A 26,775-nucleotide genomic window follows, 5' to 3' on the forward strand; every position below is an offset into this window, starting at 1 on the left:
TGGTCAATATACCCGCGCCTTCGGCGCGATTCTGGCGAGGCTGATACCGCCATCCTCTTCCTTGAGCAGCGGTTCGAGATGAACGGGTCGGTATGCTAGGGTTACCTTGCCGTCTGGCGCCAGCCACGCAAGGCTGTGCTTGCGCCAGTTGACGTCGTCGCGGTTTGGGAAGTCCTCGTGCGCATGGGCACCGCGGCTTTCCTTGCGAGCTTCTGCGGCAACGACCGTAGTGATGGCATTGGCCATGAGATTTTCAAGCTCCAGCGTTTCCACGAGATCGGAATTCCAGATCATGGAGCGGTCGGTGACTTTGACGTCCGGCAGTTCGCGCCATATCTGCTCGATGCGGCTCACACCGGACTTCAGTGATTCCGAGGTTCGAAACACAGCTGCGTCTTCCTGCATGGTTCTCTGCATCTTCTCGCGCAGCGCAGCCGTCGGAGTGCCGCCATTTGCGTGACGCAGACGATCGAACCGATCCATGATCCTGGTCACGCAAGCTTCATTGATGTCGGGGATCTTCGTGTTGCGGTCTATGACCTGACCAGCACGAATCGCGGCGGCGCGGCCGAACACCACAAGATCGATCAGCGAGTTGGAGCCGAGGCGGTTGGCGCCGTGCACCGAGGCACAGCCTGCCTCGCCGACGGCCATCAGGCCCGGCTGGATGCGATCAGGATCCTCGACCGTCGGATTGAGCGCCTCGCCCCAGTAATTGGTAGGAATCCCGCCCATGTTGTAGTGAACCGTCGGCAGAACCGGGATAGGCTCCTTTGTAAGGTCGACGCCGGCAAAAATCTTCGCCGATTCCGAAATGCCCGGCAGGCGCTCGTGCAAGACTGCCGGATCGAGATGATCCAGATGCAGGAAGATGTGATCCTTGTTCTTGCCGACGCCGCGGCCTTCGCGGATTTCCAGCGTCATGCAGCGCGAAACCACGTCCCGCGACGCAAGATCCTTGGCCGAGGGCGCATAGCGCTCCATGAAGCGCTCGCCCTCGGCATTGACCAGATAGCCCCCCTCGCCGCGTGCGCCTTCGGTGATCAGACAGCCGGCGCCATATATGCCGGTCGGATGGAATTGCACGAACTCCATGTCCTGCAAGGGCAGGCCGGCCCGCGCGACCATGCCCCCGCCATCGCCTGTGCAGGTATGAGCCGAGGTCGCGGAGAAATAGGAACGGCCGTAGCCGCCCGTCGCCATGACCACCATCTTGGCAGCAAAGCGATGGATCGTACCGTCGTCGAGGTTCCAAGCCACAACACCGGCGATCGTGCCGTCTTCATCCTGGATGAGATCTAGCGCGAAATATTCTATGAAGAACTGCGCATTGTGGCGAAGGCTCTGGCCGTAGAGCGTGTGCAGGATCGCATGACCGGTCCGGTCGGCGGCTGCGCAGGTACGCTGCACGGGCGGGCCATCGCCGTAATTCATCATGTGGCCGCCGAAGGGCCGCTGGTAGATCTTGCCCTCCTCGGTGCGGGAGAACGGCACACCGTAATGCTCCAGCTCGTAGACCGCGGCAGGCGCCTCGCGCGCCAGATATTCCATGGCGTCGGTATCGCCAAGCCAGTCCGACCCCTTGACCGTGTCATACATGTGCCATTGCCAGGAATCCGGACCCATGTTGCTGAGCGAGGCCGCAATGCCGCCTTGCGCGGCGACCGTGTGGGAACGGGTCGGGAAAACCTTGGTGATGCAGGCTGTCTTCAGGCCCTGTTCGGCCATGCCAAGAGTGGCGCGCAATCCCGCGCCCCCGGCGCCGACTACGACCACGTCGAACTTGTGGTCGACGAATGTGTAGGCTTTGTCTGTGGGTGCCATGATCGAGGTTAAACTCCGAAGCTCAGCTTGAGGATCGCGAAGATGCAGACAATACCAACACCAAGTGCAAAGAAGGTATTGAGCATCAGGAGCACGACCTTTGTGCCTTCGCCGTGTACGTAGTCTTCGATGATGACCTGCATTCCAAGACGCATATGGTATAGCGGCGAGACAATTACCATCAGCATCACGAGCGCAGTCAGCGGGTGCGAGAGGGCCGCTTTCGTCTCGGCATAGCTTGCCCCGTGGAGCGAGAGGATAAGCCCGATGAAAAACAGGATCAGCGGAATATTCGACATCGCGGTAAGCCGTTGACGCCAGAAATGTTCCGTACCTTCTTTCGCGGAGCCAAGCCCGCGAACCTTCTTAAGCGGCGTGCGCATGTCGCTCATCGTTCCGCCTCCTTTAACTAGGCTATGGTGAATGCGGCGATCCAGACCAGGATCGTCAGGACAATGGACAGGACAAGATTTGCCCACGCCATTCTCGTCGTGCTGCGCTTTTCCAGGCCGCGTCCCGTATCCCAGACCAGATGGCGTATACCGCCTATCATGTGGTGAATAAGGGCCCAGGTGTAACCAAGCAGGATCAGCAGACCGACCCATGACCCGTAGACCATGTTGACGATGTCGAACTGCCGCTCGCTTGTCGCAGTTGCTATAAGCCACCATGCGACCAGGAGTGTGCCCACATAAAGCGCCGATCCGGTAATACGGTGGACGATCGACATGACCATGGTGGGAATCGGCTTGTAGATCTGCAAATGCGGCGACAATGGCCGGTTCGAGTGCAAACTTGTCTTGCTCATAGCGTCCCCAATGATAAGCGCTCGCCTGGACTGGCGGGCAGGGCCGAAAAGGCTGGATAGAGGCAATTTAGAGGGGTTTTAATCCGGTTTTTGCACTGCGTCAAAGCCCCATTCCGCCACCTCATGCGGCGAATCGGCTTCAATAGCAAGTCAATAAGGTTTGTGCTTAGAATTCAATCGTTTAAAGCGGTAAAAACGTGGGCTAGAGTGGGAAAGCAAAGCACGTGTGCCCTGCGAAAATAAATCTTCCGGGCTCCCGGCCGCGAGGTTAGAATCATCAGATTTATACTATCGTCTTATGCGGCAGGACAGGTCGCGCGCAGGATATTCTCCTGTTCGCACCGTTCCGGCGGTGATCGCGATCATTGGTTGCCGAAGCGGATGATGAAGCTGGTCCAGTCCGCGGAAGCGGCCACCTGTTCATAGAGCTTGCGGCCATCTTCAGGAACCCGCGGCGCATTGAGCGACAGCTTGGTCCAGCCCCGCTCCTCCGCCTTGTCGGCGAGCACGTCGATCAAAGCCTTGGCAATACCTTTGCCGCGATGGTCGTGATGAACGTAGATATGATCCACCTGTCCCGCACGCATGCCCGACACCGGCTCCGGAAGATCATAGAAGATGACAAAGCCGACGAGCACGCCATCGAGACGCGCACCTGCAATTTCGGCCGTGCGGTCGCGCAGCAGGTTCTCCGCATAATAATCGTCCGGACGGCGCGGGGCGCCCCTTTTCAAGGCTTGGGCATAGCTGGCAAGAAGCGGCGCGAACTCATGGGCATGACTGAGATGCAGCAGGGAAATGTCGATGGCATGGTCGTCCGCGCTTTTCTTGGTCATGGTCGCATTCCGTCCCTTCGTGACTGCCGCAGCAGCAGTGTTCTCATCTATTGCGAGGATTGGGTGATTGCGGCACGCCCGTCAACCTGCGCGGAGCATGAAAATCGATTTGATTACCGCCGGTGCAGATGACAATTGTTAATAAAGGGTTAATCTGTCTGAAGAACGGTTCGGGTCGCGAAGGAATGCATCAATGCTGGCCAGAAAAAATGCCTTTGTCATGTGGCGGCTGGTCGCCACGACAGTACTGTCGATCGGATTGGCTGCCCCGGCGGTTGCGGACAATAAAATAAATGCCGGCAACTCATTCGGCGATGAGTATGGAAACATCGTCTATTACGAGGCAGGCGGGTCCAAGATAATCTTCGTAGGCGGCGCGGCAGCTCAATCCGACGTGGTGGGACGCCGTATCCGCAGTGAAGTTCCGGTTTACCGCCGTGGCAGCAAGCAACCGGCGATTATTTCTCCACCAGCCGATCCGATGGTGATCGGCGTGGTCCCGCCGCCCAATACAAGCTGCGACAGCCCGATAATGGTCAAGGGCCTCGGCTACCAGTACGGCATCGACCGCAACTCGACCATCATTCTTGGTCATCCGGGCTGCTGACCGAAACTTGCGTCCCGAGATTTGATTTGCCTCTGTGACCGGCGCCCTGTAATGGGGCCGCTTTCAAGAGGTAAGAATGCATGGCTCGTAGTACCGACGGCGCACTCGTCCTGTTTTCCGGCGGGCAGGATTCGGCCACCTGTCTTGCCTGGGCGCTTTCGCGCTTCGACCGCGTCGAAACCGTCGGCTTCGATTATGGCCAGCGGCACCGTATCGAGCTTGAAGTGCGCAGCCAATTTCGTGGCGCGCTCAGGCGAACGTTTTCCGAATGGGCAGAGCGGCTCGGCGATGATCATCTGCTGGATGCAGGTATTATCGGCCAGCTCGGATCCACTGCCATGACGCAGGATATTGCAATCGAAATGGCGGATAATGGCTTGTCCAATACCTTTGTTCCGGGCCGCAATCTGCTGTTCTTCACCCTCGCCGGTGCACTGGCGTACCGGCGCGGCCTTCGCGTGATCGTCGGCGGCATGTGCGAGACGGATTATTCCGGTTATCCCGATTGCCGCGATGACACGTTGAAAGCCCAGCAGGTAGCGCTGTCGCTTGGACTGGACCGCCGCATGACGATTGAAACGCCATTGATGTGGCTCGACAAGGCGGAGACCTTCGCTCTTGCGCGGGATCTTGGCGGGCAATCCCTGCTCAACCTGATCATGGAACACACCCACACCTGCTATCTTGGCGATCGCACGCAACGTCACAACTGGGGGTATGGCTGTGGCACCTGCCCCGCCTGCGAATTGCGCGCGAACGGATGGCGGAAGTTCAAGGCCGAAGCCGCATGACCTATGCCGTCAAGGAAATCTACCTGACGCTGCAGGGTGAAGGCAACCACACAGGCCGGGCTGCCGTGTTCATGCGTTTTACCGGCTGTAACCTGTGGTCCGGGCTCGAGCGCGACCGCGAAGAAGCGATCTGCAAGTTCTGCGATACGGATTTCGTCGGCGTCAATGGTCCGGGCGGCGGCAAGTTCAAGACGGCAGACGCTCTGGCCGACAGCGTTGCTTCCGCTTGGCCTGCTGGCGGTGGAGGACAACCCTACGTCATCTGCACCGGCGGCGAGCCCCTGCTCCAGCTCGACCTGCCCCTGTTAGACGCTTTTCACGCACGCGGCTTCGAGGTCGGTATCGAGACCAACGGCACCATCGCGGCACCGGCGGATATCGACTGGATCTGCGTTTCGCCCAAGGCATCAGCGCCGCTCGTCCAGACCAGCGGCAACGAACTGAAACTGGTCTATCCGCAGAAGGAAAGCGAGGCGCACCCGTCGCGGTTCGAGCAGCTTTCGTTCCAGCATTTCTATTTGCAGCCTCTTGACGTCATCGGTGATCCGGCGCAAACCGCCGCTCATGTGGCATCTGCAGCGGCCTATTGCCTCGCCCATCCGCTTTGGCGGCTGAGCACGCAGACACACAAGATACTGGGTTTGCCTTGAGGTAAGCCCTTTGTTTACCGCAATTTCGATTGCCAAAACCGTTACACAGTTTTGCTGGAATTGCTTTAGCGGGCGCCTGTACTGCGCCAATGCGAACAAGGAAAACCATGAGAATCTTCAACGAATTCACGTTCGAAGCGGCGCATCATCTGCCGCACATCTTCCCCGACGGGCACATCAACACGCGCCTGCACGGGCACAGTTTCCGCGTTCGCGTGACGCTGGAAGGAAAACCCGATGGCAAGACCGGACTGATCTCCGATCTAGGCACGGTTAAAGCCGCCTTCGACAGTGCCCATGAGAAACTGGATCATCGTTACCTCAATGAGGTCGATGGGCTGGAGACGCCGACACTCGAAAACATTTCCATGTGGTTGTGGCGGCACTTTGCCCGGTCGCTTTCTGGCCTGGCGCAAGTGGGGGTATACAGGGACACTTGCGGCGAAGGCTGCGAATACGCGGGCGAATATGAGATCGAAAGGAAAGCAGCATGAGTCATTTTGCGCAAACAGCAACGATGCTCGGCAAGGATGTCAAAATTCCCCAGCATCCGGACGAGGCCGTCCTCGATGCAGTGCCCAACCCGCAGGCGGGAACACTTTTCCTCGCCCGCTTCGCCTGTCCGGAATTCACCTCTCTATGTCCGGTAACCGGCCAGCCCGATTTCGGTCACCTGGTCATCGACTATGCCCCGGACCAGACGCTGGTGGAGTCGAAATCGCTGAAGCTGTTTTTGGGCAGTTTCCGCAACCATGGCGCTTTTCACGAGGATTGCACGGTCGGCATCGGCAAGCGCATCGTCGAGGCAGTCAAACCGCTATGGCTGCGCATTGGCGGTTACTGGTATCCGCGCGGCGGGATTCCGATAGACGTGTTCTGGCAGACGGGCCCGGTACCGGAAGGTCTATGGCTGCCGGACCAGGGTGTGCCGGCTTATCGGGGGCGGTGATGGATTAGTGCCGGCGGGTGATGCCGATGATCTCCCCCACAAGGGGGAGATAAAGAGCTTACTTCCACTCTCTGATATCGACGAAATGTCCGGCAATTGCCGCCGCCGCTGCCATGGCTGGCGAGACGAGATGCGTGCGCCCCTTGAAGCCCTGACGGCCCTCGAAATTACGGTTCGAGGTGGAAGCGCAGCGTTCGCCGGGCTTCAGACGATCATCGTTCATCGCGAGGCACATGGAACAGCCCGGCTCGCGCCAGTCGAAACCGGCAGCCTTGAAAATCTTGTCCAGACCCTCGGCTTCCGCCTGTTGCTTGACGAGGCCGGAGCCCGGTACGATCATCGCATCCACGGTTGGCGCGACCGTATGGCCCTCGACCACCTTGGCGACCTCGCGCAGATCCTCGATGCGACCATTGGTGCAGGAGCCGATGAACACGCGGTCCAGCTTGATGTCGGTGATCGGCGTGCCGGGCTTCAACCCCATGTAGTCAAGAGCACGCCACTTCGATGAGCGCTTGGTTTCATCCGGAATCTCGTCCGGATTCGGCACGGCGCCGGTAACGGAGATGACGTCTTCCGGCGAGGAACCCCACGATACGATCGGCGGCAGGTCCGCAGCGTTGAGGACCACGACCTTGTCGAAATGCGCGCCCTCGTCGCTCTGCAGCGTCTTCCAATATTCAAGCGCCATGTCCCACGCCTCGCCCTTGGGTGCGCGGGGCTTATCCTTCACATAGGCGAATGTCGTCTCGTCGGGCGCAATCAGTCCGGCACGGGCACCGCCTTCGATCGACATGTTGCAGATGGTCATGCGACCTTCCATCGACAGCGCGCGAATGGCCTCGCCGGCATATTCGATGACATAACCGGTGCCCCCTGCGGTGCCGATTTCGCCTATGATGGCGAGGATGATGTCCTTGGCCGTCACGCCAGCCGGCAATACGCCGTCGACCCGCACCAGCATGTTCTTGGCTTTAGACTGGATCAGCGTCTGCGTCGCGAGAACATGCTCGACTTCGGACGTGCCGATGCCGTGCGCGAGCGCTCCGAAAGCTCCATGCGTGGACGTGTGGCTATCACCACAGACGATGGTCATTCCTGGCAGGGTAAAACCCTGTTCAGGCCCGATGATGTGGACGATACCCTGGCGGATATCCTTCTCCGAATAATATTCGACGCCGAAATCCAGCGCATTCCTGGCGAGAGCCTCAACCTGGATACGGCTTTCATTGTTCTCGATACGCTTGGTCCGGTCGGGCGACGTCGGGATGTTATGATCCACGACGGCGAGCGTCTTTTCCGGATGACGAACCTTGCGGCCGGTGAGGCGCAGGCCTTCGAAAGCCTGCGGGCTGGTCACTTCATGCACAAGATGTCGATCGATATAGAGCAGGCATGTGCCGTCCTCCTGACTATCGACCAGATGGTCATCCCATATCTTGTCATAAAGAGTGCGTGGCGCAGACATTGCGATACTTCCTTGAGACTTTCTGATTAGTTCGTGGACATATGCACTTGAGGTCCACATACGTCAAGAAACAAGCGATAAAAGTAATAATTCGGCGACAAAGCGCCGCTCTTTTCGATTTAGCGGCGATTGAGACGACGTTCCAGCCAGCGCAGCCCCAGTGACAGGCTGATGGTCAGAACGAGGTATATATAGGCAACGACCGAATAGGTTTCAAAGAAGCGGAACGAGCCCGAGGCATAGACCTTGCCCATCTGGGTTACGTCGACGACGCCAAGGACCGAGACAAGCGAACTATCCTTCACCATCGAGATGAAATCATTGCCGTAGGGCGGCAGGATGGTGCGGATCGCTTGCGGCATGATGATCAGCCGGAACCGCTCAAAACGCTTGAGGCCCAACGCTTTCGCAGCTTCGATCTGACCCTTGTCGACCGCTTGAATGCCCGCCCGGAAAATCTCGGCGAGAAAAGCGGCATAGGCCAGCATCAATGCGATGATCGCGCGCCAGAGCAGCGAGAAATCGCGAACTTGCAACGGATCGAGAAGCCCTGCCGAATGCAGCGGCGGCGTCACGAAATTCCACAGCCAGATTGCAGCCGGCGCACCGACAAAGGCGATGTAGAACAGCAGCACAAGCAAGGGGATGCCGCGAACAATCTCGACATAAAATCGCGCCGTCTGCCTTATTGCGATATGATCTGAAAGGCTCATTACAGCGAGGAGAAGACCGAGGGCCGACGCGAGGAAGAAGGCCAGCAGCGAGACCCAGACAGTAATCCAGATGCCCTGCGAGACCGTAGCAAAAACCTGTCCGTAGATCGGAGTGACGAGAATGGCGATGCCAAGTGCAATGGCAATCGTCCCTGCAACAAGCAGCCACCAGGGGAATTCCTTCTCGGAAGGTCCCCTGCTCTTCGTGTTATCCGGCACAGTCGGGATTACTGCCCGAGCTTGTAGTCGAGGAACCATTTCTTGTTGAGCGCATCGAATGTGCCATCCGCTTTCAGCGCAGCAATGGCTGCATTGACAGGAGCGACGAGATCAGAACCCTTCGGAAAGATGAAACCGAAATCCTCGGCGCCGAGCGGCCCGCCAATGAGCTTCAAGGCGCCGCCGGACGCATCGACATAGCCCTTGCCGGCCGTGCTGTCAGTAAGAACAAGATCGACATCGCCCGTTTTCAACGCCTGGATGGTCGCGCCGAACGTTTCGAAAAGTTTGATGCGCGGGTTCTGCTCGTTGCCATCAAGCACGTTGTAGACGGCGACGTAGAAATTGCTGGTACCCGGCTGTGCACCCACAAGCGTATCTTTGGCGTCGGCAAAGCTCTTCGGATCGGTAAAGCGGTTCTCGTCGCCGCGCACCAGCATGAACTGCTCCGAGCGCATATAAGGTTCTGAGAAATCCACTTTCTGCTTGCGTTCGTCATTGATGGTGATGCCGGTCATGCCGATCTGGTACTGATTGTCCGAGACCGCCTGGATCATCGCGTCCCAGCTGGTGTTGAGATATTCGACCTTGAAATTGAGCCGTCTGGCGATCTCGTTCATCGCGTCATATTCCCACCCGACAGCCCTGCCGGTCTTCGGGTCGACGAATTGCAGCGGCGGATATGCATTCTCCGTCACGACCGCAATTTTCCGGCCGCCAAGGTCGGGCAGATCAGCAGCCCATGCAGAAAACGGCGTCAAGGCGAGTATAAGCCCTGCCAAAAGTACGGATCGCAAGTTCATCTCAAACCCCTGTCACCTGTTTGCGTCGGCAACAGATTTCACCTTGTCATTGGCGCGTCAATCCCTTGCTGCCTTCGCCTATCTGAGGGTATTCGATTTGGAACATTGCACTTGCTTTGCGCGTGGTTCGACAAGCTCACCATGAGGGAGGTGGGCGGATTGCAGTGAGTCCAGAACATTGCAACATCGGCGACTATCGTGCAGCCAACAACTTCCCTCATGGTGAGCTTGTCGAACCACGCATCGGGATTGTGCCACGAAACAAAAAAAGGCGGCCCGAAGACCGCCTCTTTCAAAATGACAGTGACCGCGCTTACTCAGCGGCGGGTGCCTTGGCAACGGTTGCTTCCGAGACTGTCTCGGCTGCACCAGTCACTGGAACAGCTGGCTTGTTCTTGCGGTTGTCTTTCTTTTCGACGATACGGGCTGCCTTACCGGTCAGGCCACGCAGATAATAAAGCTTGGCGCGACGTACCTTGCCGCGGCGAACGATATCAACGCCTTCGACGAGCGGAGAAATAACCGGGAATACGCGCTCGACGCCTTCGCCGTAGGAAATCTTGCGGACAGTGAAATTTTCGTTAATGCCGGCGCCGTTACGAGCAATGCAAACGCCTTCATAGGCCTGAACGCGGGTGCGGGTACCTTCCGTCACGCGGACGTTTACACGAACGGTGTCGCCTGGGCGAAAATCCGGGAGCACGCGCTTGGCTTCGACTTTTGCTCTCTGCTCGAGATCGAGCTGACGAATAATATCGACGGTCATCGTCTTCATCCTTTGTTTTTCAAACAGTCAGAGCGCTCGACACTTGAAACACAGCAGCATGGCCGCATTTCTATGCTTCCGACGAAGCAGGAGCGAATTCACCATTCATTGATTAATGGCCATTGTTAATGGACTTGGGTATTTCCCGAGTTGGCGGGCTGATACACCATAAAAGCCGGTTTGTCACCTACAGAGACGATTCTTTTTGCCTGCTCACTTCTTCGATGAAGCACGATGGTCCTGCCAAAGATCGGGCCTGCGCTCCCTGGTCAACCTTTCAGCTTCAGCGCGCCGCCATTTATCGATAGCGCCGTGATTGCCGGAGAGAAGAACATCGGGAATGCGCCGCCCTTCCCATTCCTGCGGCTTGGTATAGTGCGGGTGTTCTAGAAGTCCTGTCTCGAAGCTCTCCGTTTCCCCGGACAAGGCATTGCCCATGACACCGGGGAGAAGCCGCACGACCGCATCGAGAACGACGATCGCGGCCGTCTCTCCGCCGGACAATATGTAATCGCCAATCGAGATTTCTTCGAAATCCCGGGCCTCGATCAGCCGTTCATCCACCCCTTCGAAACGACCGCAAAGAATGATTGCGCCGGGGCCAGACGCAAGCTCCCGCACGCGCGCCTGGGTCAAGGCCTTGCCTCGCGGGCTCATGAACAATTTCGGCCTGCCATCCGCCGCGCGCCCGCCGCCTGTCACGTGATCGACCGCCCGCGCCAGAACGTCTGCTTTCATGACCATGCCAGCGCCGCCGCCAGCTGGCGTGTCGTCCACCATGCGGTGCTTGTCGGCGGTGAAGTCGCGGATCTGAACCGGTTCAAGTGACCAGGCGCCGTCCTGCAAAGCCTTTCCGGCAAGCGACACGCCCAGGGGCCCCGGAAACATTTCAGGATAGAGCGTCAGCACAGTGGCGCGAAAACCACCCTTGGCCCCGGTCATGATTGCTTTTTCCCGCCATCTTCACCACCGAGTTGCCGGCGCCTTTCCTCATCCTCATTCTCATCGGGGACAAGCCCGGCTGCCGCTGGATCGATAATAATGTGCCCCGCCTTCAGGTCGACATGGGGAACTGCCCGCATCGTAAACGGGATCAGCATGGGGCGTTTGCCCGGGATAGTCAGCTCGAGCAAATCGCCACCGCCAAAATCGAACATTGCCGATACTTTGCCGTGCCTGTTGCCTTCGGCATCGATCGCTTCAAGACCGATCAGATCCGAATGATAGTATTCATCCTCGTCCAGATCCTGCGGGAGCTGCGACCTGTCGATAAACAGGGTTGTGCCGTTCAGCGCCTCGGCCATATTGCGATCATTGACGCCGCGAAAGCGCACGACAACCACATTCTTCGCCGGACGGATATCAAGCACTTCGAACGCCCTGCCGGTCACATCGTAGAGCGGACCGTAATCTGCCAGCGCGTTCGGATCGCCCGTGAAGGTCTTGACCCTGACTTCGCCCCGCGTTCCATGCGCCGCTCCAATCACTGCCAACTGTATCGGGTCATTCAACTTCGCCATCGGTTTCTTCCAGTTCTCATATTCTTTCGAATTAGAGCAAACGGCGACCGAAACCAAGCGCCAAAAGCCTTATGAAACGTTCTCGTAAGAAGTCTTGTGCCATTGTCGGAGGCGAAAAAATTTAGGGAACGATGCCATGGGCGTGCAGCCGCAAACTGAAGAGTTTCTCGTTTCTGCTCGACCAGACCTGATCGACGCCCGCGAAACATGGCTGAAATCCCTGAAGAATACGCGGCGGCTCGCGGCAAATACGTTGGAAGCCTACGAGCGCGACACGCGTCAATTCTTCCAGTTTCTCACCGGACATCTCGGCGAACCTCCGGCGCTCAAGGATGTGGCGAGCCTGCGGATAGCAGATCTTCGTTCATTCCTGGCACGACGCCGCAATGACGGTGCCGGTGCGCGCACGCTCGGTCGCGGCCTCGCGGGAATCCGTTCGTTCCTGCGCTTTCTGGAAAAGCAGGGCATGGCCAACGCCGCAGCGTCCATCGCCATGCGGGCGCCGCGCCAGCCGAAATCCCTGCCCAAGCCATTGACGATGGTGGACGCGCGCCGTGTGGTCGAGATGGGTGAGCAGCTGAATGAAGAGCCATGGATCGCGGCGCGCAATGCGGCGGTTCTCACCCTGCTTTACGGTTGCGGGCTGCGTATTTCCGAGGCGTTGGGCCTCGATGGCGGCGCGCTGACAGATCACGGCGTGCGCTCGATCCTGGTGACGGGCAAGGGCGGAAAGACGCGCATGGTGCCGCTGCTGCCTGTCGTGCACCGAGCCGTTTCCGAATATCGTGCGCTCTGCCCCTACGATCTTGAGGAGGGCAAACCATTGTTTCGCGGCGCACGCGGCGGCGAGCTGCACCCGGCAATCATCCAGCGCGACATGCAGAAGATGCGCGGCGCACTGGGGCTGCCGGATACGGCGACGCCGCATGCCTTGCGCCATTCATTCGCCACGCATTTGCTGGGACGTGGCGGGGATCTGCGCACAATCCAGGAACTGCTTGGTCACGCCAGCCTGTCTACGACGCAGGTGTACACCGGAGTCGATACGGAACGTTTGATGGAAATCTACGAAAAAGCGCATCCTCGCGCCTGAATACCGACAATTTACAGGCGGAGATTAACGCTTTCTCCGCAGGCTATGGATAGATACCCGGTATGAACGACACCGACAAATTTACCACTTTCGATACTGTCGCCGAGGGGCTTCTGCGGCTTTGCCTCATCTCGAGCTGGCTGCTGCTGGCGAGCTTCTTCATTGTAGCTTCGGGCACAACGCGTGCACGCTCCGAAGAGAACGCTTGCGGTGGCCGCGACCTCATCGCCGGGATGAATCCGGTAAAGCTCGAGGCCTTGCGCAAGGAGGCCGCCAACACGGTGAACGGCAAGGGGCTTCTGTGGAAGATCGAAAAGCCCGGCGTGAAGCCTTCGTTCCTTTACGGAACGATGCATCTTACCGACCCGCGCGTCCTCAAGCTTTCCGATGCAGCGGTCCTCGCCTATAGGAATGCCGACACGGTCGTAATCGAAACGGTCGAAGTGCTTGATCCCAAGGCGTCGGTGAAGGTCATGGCCGAAACTCCTGAGCTGATGATGTTCATGGACGGTACGACGCTGGACAAGATTATTCCCGGGGATCAGCTTGAAACTGTCCGCACTGCACTTTCAGAGCGCGGCATCTCGCTCGCTGCCGTCAATCGAATGCAACCTTGGATGCTGACCAGCATGCTTGCGGTACCGGCTTGCGAGCTTGCACGAACGAAAGAGGGAACGGCATTTCTCGATATAAAACTTGCCGAGGATGCCAAAGCCCAAGGCAAGCAGATCGCCGGGCTCGAGACGATCAGGGACCAGCTCGGAGCGATGGCATCACTGCCGGCGCAGTTTCACATCGATGGACTGATCGAGACACTGGCCTTGGGTCCGGAACTGCCCGACATATTCGAGACCATGACGATACTCTATACGCGGGGCGACATAGGTATGATCTTTCCGTTGATGCGCTCGGTCGCACCCGACAGTTCGAGCGGTGCCAATTACGCGGAATTCGAGGAGAAAATGGTGAATGCCAGGAACCGCACAATGGCTGAACGCGCCGTTCCCCTCATCGATCGGGGAAACGCCTTCATAGCAGTGGGTGCCTTGCATCTGCCGGGCAATCAGGGGCTGGTTTCACTTCTGCGGGAGCGCGGCTATTCGATTAGCGCCGGGCAATAGTTTTCAAGTATTCGGCGGCCACGCCGACGTATAGGCCGAATTGTAGGTCCAAATTGCCAATGCGCTGTTCTGGCGAATCCGGAACCTTATGAATACAAAGCCGTTGTTCTCATCGGAATGTACTGAAAAGGTCATGGAGGACACGAAATGACATACGATCCGAACCTGCAACAGCGGCCATTGGGCAATGATCCGACGGACCCGGTGCACCCGAATTCCACAGTTGTCACCAACAGGAGCGGTGGAAGCGGCTTTCTCATTGCCGGCCTCATCATCGCCGCTCTGGTGATCGGCGGCTATTTTTTCCTTAACCGCAGCGATACGGCGATGGACACCACGACGACGACGCCTCCGGCAACCGATACGGCACCGACGCCTGCACCCGCGACGCCGCCTGCAGCAACAACTCCGGCACCGACTACTCCGGCTCCGACCGAGACAGCACCGACGGATACAGCTCCGGCGCCTGCTACACCGGCGCCTGCTCCAGCACCGGCACCTGCACAGTAATCAGGATGCCGAATCAAAAAGGCCCGGACGTCCGGGCCTTTTTATCGTTGGCCGAAATCTTACATATGGATTGGCTTGAAGAATGTGGCGAGAGCCGCTTCCCTGACTGCCTCGGACATGGTCGGATGTGCATGCGTGGTGCGCGCAAGATCTTCCGAGGAACCGCCAAATTCCATCAGCACTGTCGCTTCGTGGATCATTTCGCCCGCGCCGTAGCCAAGGATATGAACGCCGAGCACACGGTCCGTGGTTTTGTCGGCCAGTATTTTGACGAAACCGTCGGTATGCAGCATGGCACGCGCCCTTCCATTAGCGGTGAAAGGAAATTTGCCGGCTTTGTATTCGATGCCCGCGGCCTTCAACTCTTCCTCGGTCTTGCCGACCGACGCCACCTCCGGCTGGGTGTAGACGACGCTCGGAATTGCATCGTAGTTCACGTGACCGACCTGTCCGGCGAGTATTTCGGCAACTGCAATGCCCTCGTCTTCCGCCTTGTGCGCCAGCATCGCGCCTTTGACCACATCGCCGATGGCGTAAATCCCAGGTATATTGGTCTGCCAATGATCGTTGATGGCAACGCGGCCGCGATCATCGATCTCGATGCCCGCTTCCTTGAGACCGGCGCCATCCGTAAAGGGCCTGCGCCCCGTCGAGACGAGAACCACGTCGGCCTCGACAATCTGAGCCTCGCCACCCTTGACTGGTTCAAACGTGATCTTCGCGCCCTTGCCGGACTTTTCAACGCCGGTAACCTTGGCGCCCATCTTGAATTCAATACCCTGTTTCTCCAACATGCGCTGGAACTGGCGGGAGACTTCACCATCCATCGGTCCGAGAATCTTGTCGAGATATTCGACGACGGTCACCTTCGAGCCGAGCCGGGCCCAGACCGACCCCAATTCCAGGCCGATGACCCCGCCGCCAACGACGACAAGGTGCTCTGGTACTCTTTCAAGCTCCAGCGCGCCGGTCGACGATATGATGACCTTCTCGTCGAACTCGACGTTCACGCCCGGGATGCCTGCTACATCCGAACCGGTTGCGATGACGATGTTCTTCGTCTCGATCTCCTGCACCGTGCCATCTTCGGCGGTTACAGAAACTTTGCCGGCGCCCAGAACCCGGCCTATCCCCATGAACGTATCGATCTTGTTTTTCTTGAACAGAAAAGCGACGCCGTTCACGTTGGCTTCGACCGTTGCATCCTTGTGAGCAAGCATTGCGGGAAGGTTGAGCTTTGGCGTGCCTACGTCCACACCGAGAGTGGCATGGGAATGACCTGCCTCATGGAAGACTTCCGAGGCATGCAGCAGTGCCTTCGACGGAATGCACCCGATATTGAGGCAGGTGCCGCCAAAAGTAGCGCGCTTCTCGATCACCGCCGTCTTCAGTCCAAGCTGCGCGGCCTTGATTGCACACACATAGCCACCCGGACCGGTTCCGATGACGACGACATCATATGCCATGATTGATTCCTTTTCTTGCGCGGCACCGATGAACTACTGTTCCGGCACGCATTCTTTGAAGCGAAAGACTTCCCAAGGGAAGGTCTCGATGGTTTTTTGGGATTTGAAATCGAAGCTGCTCATAGAGCTCGAAAAGTCGGGCAGCAGCAAAGCCTGCGCAGCCGGTTCCTTTGCCTGTGGCAGGAGGTCAGCGTCGGCCCCTTCCTTGAGGGCATAGATGACGCCGCGCCAGACCGTACATGCCTGGAGCTCGTCGCCGGTCACATCGCCGGTCGGGCACTTGTACATTATGATGCCGTTGGGTCGTGCAACGCCCTCGTTCCACATGACCACGCCATCGAGTTTCAGATCGCTGTCATTCTTTTCGATTGAAAATTCATTCGATGTCGCGACCGGTTGGTCTTCCGGCACTTGTCTGAAGGTCAGCGTGTAGCTGTCATCCCGGTCGGTATAGATGGCACGGTCCTGCGTACAGGCGGCAAAGGCATTGGCTGAGGATAGGACACAGCCCATGAATCCAGCGAGAATGCGCGGCAGCCTCGACTTGGTGCATGGTTTCGCTAGCTCACCCTGAGGGAGAGCAACGGGCTGCATCAATCGCCAATGTTTAACCATCTCCGGACACCTGCAATCTTGCCCCATGAAGCGTGCCCACGCATTGTGGACGACGCGCCACGGAGTGCTGCCCCTATAGATCAAGCACGAGACGTTCCGGATCCTCCAGGCTTTCCTTGACGCGAACGAGGAAGGTGACCGCCTCCTTGCCGTCGACGATGCGATGATCGTAGCTGAGTGCAAGGTACATCATTGGGCGAATGACGATCTGACCGCCGACGACAACGGGACGCTCCTGGATCTTGTGCATGCCAAGAATGCCGGACTGCGGCGCATTGAGGATCGGCGAAGACATCAGCGAACCGTAGACGCCTCCATTGGAAATGGTGAACGTACCGCCCTGCATGTCAGCCATGGAAAGAGCGCCATCTCGCGCAGCCTTGCCCAGTCGGCCGATTTCCTTTTCGATCTCGGCTATCGACATCTGGTCCGCGTTGCGAACGACAGGAACGACCAAGCCCCTGTCGGTGCCGACAGCCACGCCGACATGGGCGAAGTTCTTGTAGATGATGTCGTTGCCGTCGATCTCCGCGTTGACGGACGGAATCTCCTTCAGAGCGTGGGTCACTGCCTTGGTGAAAAACCCCATGAAGCCGAGTTTCACGCCGTGCTTCTTCTCGAAGATTTCCTTGTAGCGATTGCGCAGGTCCATGACAGCCGACATGTCCACCTCATTGTAGGTGGTCAGCATGGCGGCTGTGTTCTGCGCGTCCTTCAGACGGCGAGCAATCGTCTGACGTAGGCGGGTCATCTTCACGCGCTCTTCGCGCGATGCGTCGTCGGCGGACGATGCGGGGCGGGCAGCAGCCGGCTTCGGTGCTTCCGGCGCGGCCGGCTGGGACTTGATGCCCTTGGCAACTGCATCCAGAACGTCGCCCTTCAGCACCTGGCCACGCTTGCCGGAACCTTCGACCTGGGAGGAAGCAACGCCCTTCTCGGCAAGAATTTTCGATGCAGCGGGCGAAGCCGGCATCTCGCTCGGCTTGCGCTCGGCAATCTCGGGCTCGCCGGAAACCTCGGCCGTCTTCGCCTCGGCTTCCTTGGTCGTGGCGGCGGCGGCCGGACCCGCTGCCTGGGCAGCAGCTTCCGGCTTTGCTTCCGCTTTCGTGGCCGCAGCGTTACCATCGGCTGATCCGATCATGCCGAGCAATGCGCCCACCTCGACCGTATCGCCTTCCTTCGCAGTGATTTCGGCGAGCGATCCGGCAGAGGACGCCGGAACTTCGATGGTCACCTTGTCGGTTTCAAGTTCGACCAGCGGCTCATCAACGGCAATCGCATCGCCGACGTTCTTGAACCATTTGCCAATTGTTGCCTCGGAAACGGATTCGCCCAGCGTTGGGACGCGGATTTCGGTTGCCATGTTTTTAGCTCTCGTTGATCGTGATCTGTCTTAGCGTTCGTTCTTCAAGGTCTGCTGCGACGGAGGATTTGGCCTACTGCAGCGACCTCTCAATATGGACTGGTCATTACGAACCCAAAGCATCTTCGAGCAATGCTTCAAGCTGTGCAACGTGTTTGGACATCAGGCCCGTTGCGGTCGAAGCGGCAGCAGGACGCCCGGTATAACGGACGCGCTGGTGCTTGGCATCGATATGCGCAAGGACCCATTCCAGGTACGGATCGATAAAGGCCCACGCGCCCATGTTCTTGGGTTCTTCCTGACACCAGACCATCTCCGCATTGCGGAAACGCGAAAGTTCGGTGATCAGGGCCTTCGCCGGGAATGGATAGAGCTGCTCGACACGCAGCAGATAGACATCGTCAATGCCGCGCTTTTCGCGCTCCTCGTAAAGATCGTAGTAGACCTTGCCGGAGCACAACACGACGCGGCGGATCTTGGAATCCTTCTGCAGCTTTATCGGCTGATCCTTGAGGAGCTGCGCATCGTCCCACAACAGGCGGTGGAATGATGAATCGCCGGTGAAGTCTCCTATCGAAGAGACGGCACGCTTGTGGCGCAGCAGCGATTTCGGCGTCATCAGGATCAAGGGCTTGCGGAAGTCGCGCTTCATCTGGCGCCGCAGTATGTGGAAGTAGTTAGCCGGCGTAGTGCAATTCGCAACCTGCATGTTATCTTCCGCACACAGCTGCAGATAACGTTCGAGCCGCGCAGACGAATGCTCCGGTCCCTGACCTTCATAGCCATGAGGCAGGAGGCAGACGAGACCCGACATGCGCAGCCATTTACGCTCACCTGACGAAATGAACTGATCGAAAATGACCTGGGCACCGTTGGCAAAATCGCCGAACTGCGCCTCCCACAAGGTCAGGGCGCGCGGATCGGACAGTGAATAACCGTACTCGAAGCCAAGAACTGCCTCTTCCGAAAGCATCGAATTGATGACTTCGTAGATCGCCTGGCCTTTTTGCAGGTTGTTGAGCGGAATATAGCGCTGTTCGGTATCCTGATCGTACAGCACAGAGTGACGCTGGCTGAACGTGCCACGCTCGACATCCTGACCCGACAGACGGACCGGATGACCTTCGGTGACAAGCGAGCCAAATGCCAATGCTTCCGCCGTTGCCCAGTCGAAGCCCTCTCCGGTCTCGATCATCTTGGCGCGGTTGTCCTGGAAGCGCTGAATGGTCCTGTGCACATTGAGCCCCGCCGGAACTTCGGCGAGTTTCCGGCCCATTTCCTTGAGCGTCTTCACGGGCAGGCCGGTCTTGCCGCGCCGCTGTTCATCGGCGTTGTCCGCAGTGCGCAGGCCACTCCAGGCACCGTCCAGCCAATCGGCCTTGTTCGGCTTGTAATGCTGACCTGCCTCGAACTCCTGCTCGAGATTCTCGCGCCAGCCGGCGCGCATCTTGTCGACATCGCCGTCCGTCAGGAGACCTTCCTGAATGAGCTTGGTCGAATAGAGTTGCACGGTCGTCTTCTGGCCGCGAATGGTCTTGTACATCAGCGGCTGCGTGAACGCAGGCTCGTCGCCCTCGTTGTGGCCGAACCGACGATAGCAGAACATGTCTATGACGACAGGCTTGTGGAAGGTCATGCGGTATTCGGTGGCGATTTTCGCAACATAGACCACCGCTTCCGGATCGTCGCCATTGACGTGGAAGATGGGCGCTTCAATCATCTTTGCCACGTCGGACGGATAGGGCGAGGACCGCGAGAAACGCGGATTGGTCGTGAAACCGATCTGGTTGTTGATAATGAAATGCACCGTGCCGGCCACGCGGTGGCCGCGCAGACCCGAGAGGCCAAGACATTCAGCCACCACGCCCTGCCCGGCAAATGCCGCATCGCCGTGCAAGAGCAGCGGCATGATCTTGGAGCGCTCCGACAGTGGCACAACTTCGTCGCGGTCGCGGCCCGCCAGCAGATCCTGCTTGGCACGCGCCTTGCCCATCACGACCGGATTGACAATCTCGAGGTGGGACGGGTTGGCTGTCAGCGACAGATGAACCTTGTTGCCGTCGAACTCGCGATCGGACGAGGCACCGAGGTGATATTTCACATCGCCGGAGCCTTCGACATCATCAGGCGCGTACGACCCGCCCTTGAACTCGTGGAATATCGCCCGGTGCGGCTTGCGCATGAACTGGCTGAGAACATTGAGGCGGCCGCGATGGGCCATGCCCAGAACGATTTCCTTCAGTCCCATCGAGCCGCCGCGCTTGACGATCTGCTCGAGCGCCGGAATCAGCGACTCGGCACCGTCAAGACCAAAGCGCTTGGTACCTTTGTATTTGACATCGATGAACTGCTCGAAGCCTTCAGCCTCGATCAACTTCGACAGAATGGCCTTCTTGCCTTCCGCCGTGAAGGCGACTCCCTTGTCTGGCCCCTCGATGCGCTCCTGAATCCAGGCTTTTTCTACCGGGTCCGAGATATGCATGAACTCTACGCCGATGGTCGAGCAATAGGTACGCTGCAGGATGTCGAGCATCTGCGGGATCGTGGCGTATTCGAGACCAAGAACATTATCGATGAAGATCTTGCGGTCGTAATCGGCAGGCGAGAACCCGTAGCTCTCGGGCGAGAGCTCGTTGTAATCTTCCTTGACCTCGGCAAGGCCGAGTGGATCGAGCTTGGCATGCAGGTGACCGCGCATGCGATAGGCCCGGATCATCATGATCGCACGCACCGAATCCCGAGCGGCGTGTATGATGTCGGAGTCCGAGGAAGGCACGGCCGCCGGCGCTGCAGCGCCGTTCGTTGCGGCGGCGCCGTTGCCGCTTCTGGACTTCAGCTTGTCTGTAATATGCTTTTCGACTTCGCCCCAGTTACCGTCCAGAGCGGAAACGAGTTCGCCATTGCCAGCAATCGGCCAGTTCGGCTTCTCCCAAGAAGCGCCCTTGGCGTTGGCGATGACGTCGGCCTTGCTGTCATTGAGGTTTGCAAAGAATTCCTGCCATTCGGCATCCACCGACGCCGGATCCTTTTCGTAACTCGCGTGCAGTTCCTCAATATAATGAGCGTTGCCGCCGTAGAGAAATGAGGTGAGAGCGAAAAGATCGTTGGCCTGTTCTTGACGTGCCATGTTCGTGACCGGAGCCGTGCTCCGTCTCCTTTGGTGGTGTTTGGCCGGGGCGACAATCGTCCCGGCTCATTCTCGCTATCGAGCATTTCCGTTTCTTCGTAGCCGGAATTGCTCTCACAGTTTGTCTTTACGCAATTCCGGGAAAACCGGTCCCCACTTTTCCTGAAATTGCTCTGAAGTCTCAGCCCTTGAGGACTTCGACCAAAGTCTTGCCAAGTTGCGCCGGTGATGGCGAAACGCGGATGCCTGCGGCCTCCATTGCTGCGATCTTGTCTTCCGCGCCACCCTTGCCACCAGAGATCACGGCGCCAGCATGGCCCATCGTGCGACCGGGAGGAGCCGTGCGGCCTGCGATGAACCCGGCCATGGGCTTCTTGCGGCCACGCTTGGCTTCGTCCGCTATGAACTGCGCTGCATCTTCTTCAGCCGAGCCACCGATTTCGCCAATCATGATGATCGATTTGGTCGCTTCGTCGGCAAGGAACATTTCCAGTATGTCGATGAACTCCGTGCCCTTTACAGGATCGCCGCCGATACCGACTGCCGTCGTCTGGCCGAGGCCCTCGTTTGTTGTCTGAAACACTGCCTCATAGGTAAGTGTTCCGGAACGCGATACAACACCCACGGAGCCCTTCTTGAAGATGTTACCCGGCATGATGCCGATCTTGCATTCTTCCGGCGTCAGGACGCCCGGACAGTTCGGGCCGATCAGGCGCGAGGCGGAACGGTCGAGGCGCGCCTTGACCCGAACCATGTCCATGACAGGAATACCTTCGGTGATGCAGATGATCAAAGGGATCTCCGCCTCGATGGCTTCGAGGATGGCTTCGGCTGCGCCTGCAGGCGGAACGTAGATGACCGACGCGTTCGCGCCGGTACGGTCTTTACCTTCTGCAACAGAGCTGAAAATCGGCAGCTGCGCGCTCGAACCGGTCGGCAGGTTGCTTTCCCAGGTCTCGCCGCCCTTTTTGGGATGGATGCCGCCGACCATCTGCGTACCGTAATAGGCCAAAGCCTGCTCGGTATGGAAAGTACCGGTCTTGCCGGTAAGGCCCTGAACGAGAACCTTGGTGTCCTTGTTGACCAGAATAGACATGCCTTAGTTCCCCTTCACAGCTGCGACGATCTTCTGCGCCGCATCATCGAGATCGTCCGCGGAAACGACATTGAGGCCGCTTTCATTGATTATTTTCTTGCCGAGTTCGGCATTGGTGCCCTCAAGACGCACGACGAGCGGGACCTTGAGGCCAACTTCCTTGACCGCAGCGATCACGCCTTCGGCAATGATATCGCACTTCATGATGCCGCCGAATATGTTGATCAGAATGCCCTTCACTGCAGGATCGGCCGTGATGATCTTGAACGCAGCCGTGACCTTCTCCTTGCTGGCGCCGCCGCCAACATCAAGGAAGTTCGCCGGCTCGGCGCCATAGAGCTTGATGATATCCATCGTCGCCATGGCGAGCCCGGCGCCATTGACCATGCAGCCGATATTGCCATCAAGTGCCACATAGGCGAGGTCGTATTTTGATGCCTCGATTTCCTTGGCGTCCTCTTCCGTCGTGTCACGCAGTTCGACGACGTCAGGATGACGGAACAGCGCGTTGCCGTCGAACGACACCTTGGCATCGAGAACCCGCAGGCGTCCGTCCTTCATGACGATCAGCGGATTGACCTCGAGCAGGCTCATGTCCTTTTCGATGAAGGCCTTGTAGAGGATCGGAAAAAGCGTCTCGCCGTCCGCTCTGGCTTCACCGGACAGACCATATACATCGTTGATCCTGGCAGTATCTTCCGCCGTCACGCCCTTTTCCGGATCTATCGAGACAGTGATGATCTTTTCGGGCGTGTCATGTGCAACACCTTCGATGTCCATGCCGCCTTCGGTGGAAACGACGAAAGCCGGACGTCCCTTGGCACGATCAATCAGGATCGACAGATAAAGCTCGCGCTCGATGTCGGCACCATCCTCGATATAAAGACGATTGACCTGCTTGCCGGCCGGGCCGGTCTGTTTGGTCACGAGCGTGTTGCCGAGCATTTCTCTGGCATTGGCGACGACTTCCTCGACCGATCGCGCCAGACGTACGCCGCCCTTCGCGTCAGGGCCGAGTTCCTTGAACTTGCCCTTGCCGCGCCCTCCCGCATGGATCTGGCTCTTGACCACATAAAGCGGTCCGGGAAGCGTCTTTGCCCATTCTTCCGCCTGTTCGACCGAGTACACGGCGACGCCATTGGCAATCGGTGCACCGAACGAGTGCAACAGCCGCTTGGCCTGATATTCGTGAATGTTCATGTGGTATTTCCTCTACGAATAATCCGGACGCGCAGGCGCAGGATCGTTTCAGGATGGGTTCGAGGCGGGGCTACTTCAGGTTGGGTGCGATGTTCATGCAAGCTTCACAGAGACCGGCGACGGAAGCAACCGAAGCTTCGAACTGTTTCTGTTCGCTCTTGTTGAGGTCGATTTCGATTACGCGCTCGACACCGCCGGCGCCAATCACCACGGGAACGCCGACATACATGTCCTTGACACCATATTGGCCGGACAGGTGAGCCGCGACGGGAAGAACGCGCTTCTTGTCCTTCAGGAACGCCTCTGCCATCTGAACCGCTGACGACGCAGGCGCGTAGAAGGCAGAACCCGTCTTCAGCAGGCCGACGATTTCGGCACCGCCATCACGCGTACGCTGAATGATCTGATCCAGCTTTTCCTGGCTGGTCCAGCCCATCTTGACGAGATCGGGCAGAGGAATACCGGCAACGGTCGAGTAGCGTGCAAGTGGAACCATGCTGTCGCCGTGACCACCGAGGACGAACGCTGTAACGTCCTCGACCGAAACCTTGAACTCATCAGCAAGGAAATAACGGAAGCGCGCACTGTCGAGGATGCCCGCCATGCCGACGACCATGTTTTTCGGAAGGCCGGAGAACTTCTGCAACGCCCAGACCATGGCATCCAGCGGGTTGGTGATGCAGATCACGAAAGCGCCTGGGGCATATTTCTTGATGCCCGCTCCAACCTGTTCCATGACCTTGAGGTTGATGCCAAGAAGATCGTCGCGGCTCATGCCTGGCTTGCGCGGCACGCCGGCGGTGACAATTACCACATCCGCGCCTTCAATTGCCGAATAATCATTGGCGCCGACAAGGTTGGCGTCGAAATCGTCAACGGGAGACGACTGGGCAATGTCCAGTCCCTTGCCCTGCGGAATACCTTCTGCGATGTCGAAGAGCACAATATCGCCGAGCTCCTTGAGGCCGATCAAATGTGCAAGCGTTCCACCGATCATGCCTGAACCGATGAGGGCGATTTTGTTACGAGCCATGCTGGATACTTCCCTGATCTGAAGTCTTGACGGGACGCCAAAAGACACATCGCAATGTTCCGGCAGCCCACTGGCAAGCCTCACCACATGTCTTCGCGCTGGGACGTTCGAATATTCCTCTTTCAAAAATAACTCAACATAAAATTTTCCCCTCAATGAATTCAATCGGTTAGAATTGATGGGATTTACGTAAACGTCAACATCGTCAGCTTGCATTACTATGTATAGGCTATAATCATGAACTTTTTTCGTTACCGCTTTAATTCGCGCCGAAGTCGATTTTCCTGCGCAGATGCCGGCAGGTGCTTGTCAGTGCTCGATACGATCGGCGAGGCCGCAAATGCCGTCCGCTGGCTTTCAAATACCCGCGGACCGCGCCTCCGTGGCAGGCTCGAGTTTGCCTGCTAGCGCCAGATAATCTTGGCTCTGCATTTCGAACAACCGCGACGCCGTCCGATCAAATTCAAAGGCCTCGGTACCTGACTTTGCGATGTAGAGTTTGTCGGGGGTGGCGGCCGCAGAGATCACCACGTGAACATGGTGGTCATAAAGGATATCAATCAGGATGATGAAGCGCTTGGCTTCATTGCGTCTCGGCTGGTCGAGCACCGGCACCGAATCGATGAAGATGGTCTGATAGCGCTTGATGATGGCGGTATAGTCTGCCGCTCCGAGCGGCTTCGAACACAGATCGGCAAAAGTGAAGCGCGCGACGTTCCGCGCCGCTTGCGGAATGATGACCGTGCGGCCTTTGACCTTGACGCTATCCTCCGTGATGGTGGCGCCGCCGGTTGCGGCGTGCCACGCTTCGTCCATCAGCCGGCTCGTTTCATCGTTCAGCGGCGAAAGAAAAACCGGCATGCGGTTCAGCTTCTCCAGACGGTAATCCGTGCGGGCATCGAGGTTGACGACGTCGACGTGAACTTTCAGAAGATCCACAAATGGCAGGAACAGCTGGCGATTGAGCCCATCGCGATAGAGATTGTCCGGCGCGACGTTCGACGTCGCGACAAGAACCACGCCTCGCTCGAACAGCGCGCGAAACAGACGGGAAAGGATCATCGCGTCGGCGATATCCGTCACCGTGAATTCATCGAAGCACAAAACCCAGGCTTGTTCCGCCAAGGCATCGGCAACCGGGGGGACGGGATCTTCCTGTTTCGTCTCGCCGTTCTTCAAAGCCTGGCGATGCGCATTGATACGATCATGGACATCCGCCATGAAATCGATGAAGTGGGCGCGCCGCTTGCGTTTGACAGGCGCGAGCTGGTGAAACATGTCCATCAGCATCGTCTTGCCGCGCCCGACATCCCCATGAATATAAAGGCCCTTGACGATGTCGTGCCTTGGCGCCCTTCGGCTGAACAGCCAACCAAGCGCGCTGGACTTTGTCGCAAGGCGCTTGGTCGCGAGGTCATGGATGAGACGGTCGAAGCGGCTTGCAAGCCGCTGCTGCGAAGGATCAGCGTCGAGATCCCCGGCCTGCACAAGCGACTCGTAGCGCTCGCGCACCGATGGAAAGACTTTCAGATTGTCGTGCGACATGCGAGGTGCAGTCTCCGGGCGCGCCTGAGGCGCGCTCCTAGTTTGCTAACGTGACAGGCTGACGTTCTGCCCGCCGGAAGTCTGGCCATCGAATCTCGACTGACCGGACGAATAGAGCTTGGCCACCGTGCCACCAGCTGCATCATAGAGCGTGAGTTGCTTGCCGCTCACGGCCCACGACGAGAGGTTGGCAAGTTCGCCGGGGCAGCGGAGAGGACCGGCGCGGTAGCCTTGGCCGAACTTCGTCTGCGGCGTCGCAATCTTGCAGCTCTGGCCGCCCATGGAGGCATTCCAGACACCGGCTACGCTGCCGGCGGTCAGGTCAGGCGCGTTTTCCGGGGGAAGGGCGGCGACCTGCGTGTTTCCAGGCGTGGTCGGTGTATTGGTGTTGGTAGAAGGAGCAGTCGGAAACTGATTGGCTCCGCCGGGCGGCGGCAACTGGCTTTGACTGACGGAGCCGGAAGGCGCGGGCTGAAGCGGCGCCGGCCCCGAGGATACAGGGTCCATTCGCGAACTCTGGCATCCCGCCAGCACCATGCCAACGGCGGCTACGGCCAGCAAATTGACTTTCAAAGTCCCCATAACTTCAATTCTCCATCTGCGCATTTGAACTCAGAACGGGATTCCATTTGGCGCGCGTGACCATGATACA

The 26,775-nt window shown here is 58.2% G+C and carries 27 protein-coding genes; 8 read left to right on the plus strand and 19 right to left on the minus strand.

Annotation, left to right across the window (positions count from 1 at the left end; genetic code table 11):
* Positions 1–3 precede the first annotated feature (3 nt).
* The 4 genes from sdhA to CU100_RS01155 form a co-directional block, all read right to left on the minus strand.
* Positions 4–1,824, minus strand: a complete 1,821-nt coding sequence (gene sdhA / locus CU100_RS01140) for a succinate dehydrogenase flavoprotein subunit (RefSeq protein ID WP_106714727.1) — start codon at positions 1,822–1,824, stop codon at positions 4–6.
* 8 nt (positions 1,825–1,832) lie between these two features.
* Positions 1,833–2,216 (minus strand): succinate dehydrogenase, hydrophobic membrane anchor protein, encoded by a 384-nt coding sequence (gene sdhD / locus CU100_RS01145; RefSeq protein ID WP_106714728.1) that lies wholly within the window; start codon positions 2,214–2,216, stop codon positions 1,833–1,835.
* A gap of 17 nt (positions 2,217–2,233) precedes the next feature.
* Positions 2,234–2,632 (minus strand): succinate dehydrogenase, cytochrome b556 subunit, encoded by a 399-nt coding sequence (gene sdhC / locus CU100_RS01150; RefSeq protein WP_106714729.1) that lies wholly within the window; start codon positions 2,630–2,632, stop codon positions 2,234–2,236.
* 362 nt (positions 2,633–2,994) lie between these two features.
* Positions 2,995–3,468, minus strand: coding sequence for a GNAT family N-acetyltransferase (locus CU100_RS01155; RefSeq protein WP_106714730.1), 474 nt, complete (start codon positions 3,466–3,468; stop codon positions 2,995–2,997).
* Between the two features lie 193 nt (positions 3,469–3,661).
* Here CU100_RS01155 and CU100_RS01160 point away from each other — a divergent pair, with 193 nt between their 5' ends.
* The 5 genes from CU100_RS01160 (at position 3,662) to queF (ending at position 6,465) form a co-directional block, all read left to right on the plus strand.
* Complete coding sequence (locus CU100_RS01160) at positions 3,662–4,075, plus strand: hypothetical protein (RefSeq protein WP_106714731.1); 414 nt, start codon at positions 3,662–3,664, stop codon at positions 4,073–4,075.
* Between the two features lie 80 nt (positions 4,076–4,155).
* Positions 4,156–4,866: a 7-cyano-7-deazaguanine synthase QueC gene (gene queC / locus CU100_RS01165; protein WP_106714732.1), complete on the plus strand. Its 711-nt coding sequence runs from the start codon at positions 4,156–4,158 to the stop codon at positions 4,864–4,866.
* The gene (gene queE / locus CU100_RS01170; protein WP_106714733.1) at positions 4,863–5,516 is read left to right on the plus strand and encodes a 7-carboxy-7-deazaguanine synthase; all 654 of its coding nucleotides are present in this window, start codon (positions 4,863–4,865) and stop codon (positions 5,514–5,516) included. Before queC ends, queE begins: the two co-directional genes overlap by 4 nt.
* A 107-nt stretch (positions 5,517–5,623) precedes the next feature.
* On the plus strand, positions 5,624–6,010 hold the full coding sequence (locus CU100_RS01175; protein ID WP_106714734.1) for a 6-pyruvoyl trahydropterin synthase family protein: 387 nt from the start codon (positions 5,624–5,626) through the stop codon (positions 6,008–6,010).
* Positions 6,011–6,033: 23 nt separating this feature from the next.
* The gene (gene queF, locus CU100_RS01180) at positions 6,034–6,465 is read left to right on the plus strand and encodes a preQ(1) synthase (RefSeq protein WP_407070303.1); all 432 of its coding nucleotides are present in this window, start codon (positions 6,034–6,036) and stop codon (positions 6,463–6,465) included.
* Positions 6,466–6,523: 58 nt separating this feature from the next.
* Here queF and leuC read toward each other — a convergent pair whose 3' ends face one another.
* The 6 genes from leuC to rimM form a co-directional block, all read right to left on the minus strand.
* The gene (leuC, locus tag CU100_RS01185) at positions 6,524–7,933 is read right to left on the minus strand and encodes a 3-isopropylmalate dehydratase large subunit (protein ID WP_106714736.1); all 1,410 of its coding nucleotides are present in this window, start codon (positions 7,931–7,933) and stop codon (positions 6,524–6,526) included.
* A 119-nt stretch (positions 7,934–8,052) separates the two neighbouring features.
* Entirely contained in the window at positions 8,053–8,865 is an 813-nt protein-coding gene (locus CU100_RS01190; protein WP_245418894.1) for an amino acid ABC transporter permease, read from the minus strand.
* Between the two features lie 8 nt (positions 8,866–8,873).
* Positions 8,874–9,668 carry a basic amino acid ABC transporter substrate-binding protein gene (locus CU100_RS01195; RefSeq protein WP_106714738.1) on the minus strand — a complete coding sequence of 265 codons (795 nt, stop codon included), beginning with the start codon at positions 9,666–9,668 and terminating at the stop codon, positions 8,874–8,876.
* 313 nt (positions 9,669–9,981) lie between these two features.
* The gene (gene rplS, locus CU100_RS01200; protein WP_106715922.1) at positions 9,982–10,434 is read right to left on the minus strand and encodes a 50S ribosomal protein L19; all 453 of its coding nucleotides are present in this window, start codon (positions 10,432–10,434) and stop codon (positions 9,982–9,984) included.
* Between the two features lie 213 nt (positions 10,435–10,647).
* Positions 10,648–11,376 carry a tRNA (guanosine(37)-N1)-methyltransferase TrmD gene (gene trmD, locus CU100_RS01205; protein WP_106714739.1) on the minus strand — a complete coding sequence of 243 codons (729 nt, stop codon included), beginning with the start codon at positions 11,374–11,376 and terminating at the stop codon, positions 10,648–10,650.
* The gene (gene rimM / locus CU100_RS01210) at positions 11,373–11,954 is read right to left on the minus strand and encodes a ribosome maturation factor RimM (RefSeq protein ID WP_106714740.1); all 582 of its coding nucleotides are present in this window, start codon (positions 11,952–11,954) and stop codon (positions 11,373–11,375) included. Before rimM ends, trmD begins: the two co-directional genes overlap by 4 nt.
* A gap of 136 nt (positions 11,955–12,090) precedes the next feature.
* On the opposite strand from rimM, the gene CU100_RS01215 reads away from it, so the two are divergent.
* The 3 genes from CU100_RS01215 (at position 12,091) to CU100_RS01225 (ending at position 14,678) form a co-directional block, all read left to right on the plus strand.
* Positions 12,091–13,047: a tyrosine recombinase XerC gene (locus CU100_RS01215; RefSeq protein ID WP_106714741.1), complete on the plus strand. Its 957-nt coding sequence runs from the start codon at positions 12,091–12,093 to the stop codon at positions 13,045–13,047.
* Positions 13,048–13,109: 62 nt separating this feature from the next.
* Complete coding sequence (locus CU100_RS01220; protein WP_106714742.1) at positions 13,110–14,168, plus strand: TraB/GumN family protein; 1,059 nt, start codon at positions 13,110–13,112, stop codon at positions 14,166–14,168.
* Between the two features lie 147 nt (positions 14,169–14,315).
* Entirely contained in the window at positions 14,316–14,678 is a 363-nt protein-coding gene (locus CU100_RS01225; RefSeq protein ID WP_183635494.1) for a hypothetical protein, read from the plus strand.
* 59 nt (positions 14,679–14,737) lie between these two features.
* Here the strand turns inward: CU100_RS01225 and lpdA are convergent, their stop codons facing one another.
* From lpdA to CU100_RS01270, 9 genes are all read right to left on the minus strand, one after another.
* Positions 14,738–16,147, minus strand: coding sequence for a dihydrolipoyl dehydrogenase (lpdA, locus tag CU100_RS01230; protein WP_280951589.1), 1,410 nt, complete (start codon positions 16,145–16,147; stop codon positions 14,738–14,740).
* A 30-nt stretch (positions 16,148–16,177) separates the two neighbouring features.
* Positions 16,178–16,759 (minus strand): hypothetical protein, encoded by a 582-nt coding sequence (locus CU100_RS01235; RefSeq protein WP_245418895.1) that lies wholly within the window; start codon positions 16,757–16,759, stop codon positions 16,178–16,180.
* 73 nt (positions 16,760–16,832) lie between these two features.
* Positions 16,833–18,122 carry a 2-oxoglutarate dehydrogenase complex dihydrolipoyllysine-residue succinyltransferase gene (gene odhB / locus CU100_RS01240; RefSeq protein WP_106714744.1) on the minus strand — a complete coding sequence of 430 codons (1,290 nt, stop codon included), beginning with the start codon at positions 18,120–18,122 and terminating at the stop codon, positions 16,833–16,835.
* A gap of 106 nt (positions 18,123–18,228) precedes the next feature.
* On the minus strand, positions 18,229–21,249 hold the full coding sequence (locus CU100_RS01245; RefSeq protein WP_106714745.1) for a 2-oxoglutarate dehydrogenase E1 component: 3,021 nt from the start codon (positions 21,247–21,249) through the stop codon (positions 18,229–18,231).
* A gap of 181 nt (positions 21,250–21,430) precedes the next feature.
* Complete coding sequence (sucD, locus tag CU100_RS01250) at positions 21,431–22,345, minus strand: succinate--CoA ligase subunit alpha (RefSeq protein ID WP_106714746.1); 915 nt, start codon at positions 22,343–22,345, stop codon at positions 21,431–21,433.
* 3 nt (positions 22,346–22,348) lie between these two features.
* On the minus strand, positions 22,349–23,545 hold the full coding sequence (gene sucC / locus CU100_RS01255) for an ADP-forming succinate--CoA ligase subunit beta (protein ID WP_106714747.1): 1,197 nt from the start codon (positions 23,543–23,545) through the stop codon (positions 22,349–22,351).
* Positions 23,546–23,615: 70 nt separating this feature from the next.
* Positions 23,616–24,578, minus strand: coding sequence for a malate dehydrogenase (mdh, locus tag CU100_RS01260; RefSeq protein ID WP_106714748.1), 963 nt, complete (start codon positions 24,576–24,578; stop codon positions 23,616–23,618).
* A 357-nt stretch (positions 24,579–24,935) separates the two neighbouring features.
* Positions 24,936–26,123: a cell division protein ZapE gene (gene zapE / locus CU100_RS01265; RefSeq protein WP_106714749.1), complete on the minus strand. Its 1,188-nt coding sequence runs from the start codon at positions 26,121–26,123 to the stop codon at positions 24,936–24,938.
* 45 nt (positions 26,124–26,168) lie between these two features.
* Positions 26,169–26,705: a protease inhibitor Inh/omp19 family protein gene (locus CU100_RS01270; protein WP_106714750.1), complete on the minus strand. Its 537-nt coding sequence runs from the start codon at positions 26,703–26,705 to the stop codon at positions 26,169–26,171.
* Positions 26,706–26,775 lie beyond the last annotated feature (70 nt).

The organism is Phyllobacterium endophyticum, from assembly GCF_003010935.1.
Lineage (GTDB): Bacteria > Pseudomonadota > Alphaproteobacteria > Rhizobiales > Rhizobiaceae > Phyllobacterium > Phyllobacterium endophyticum.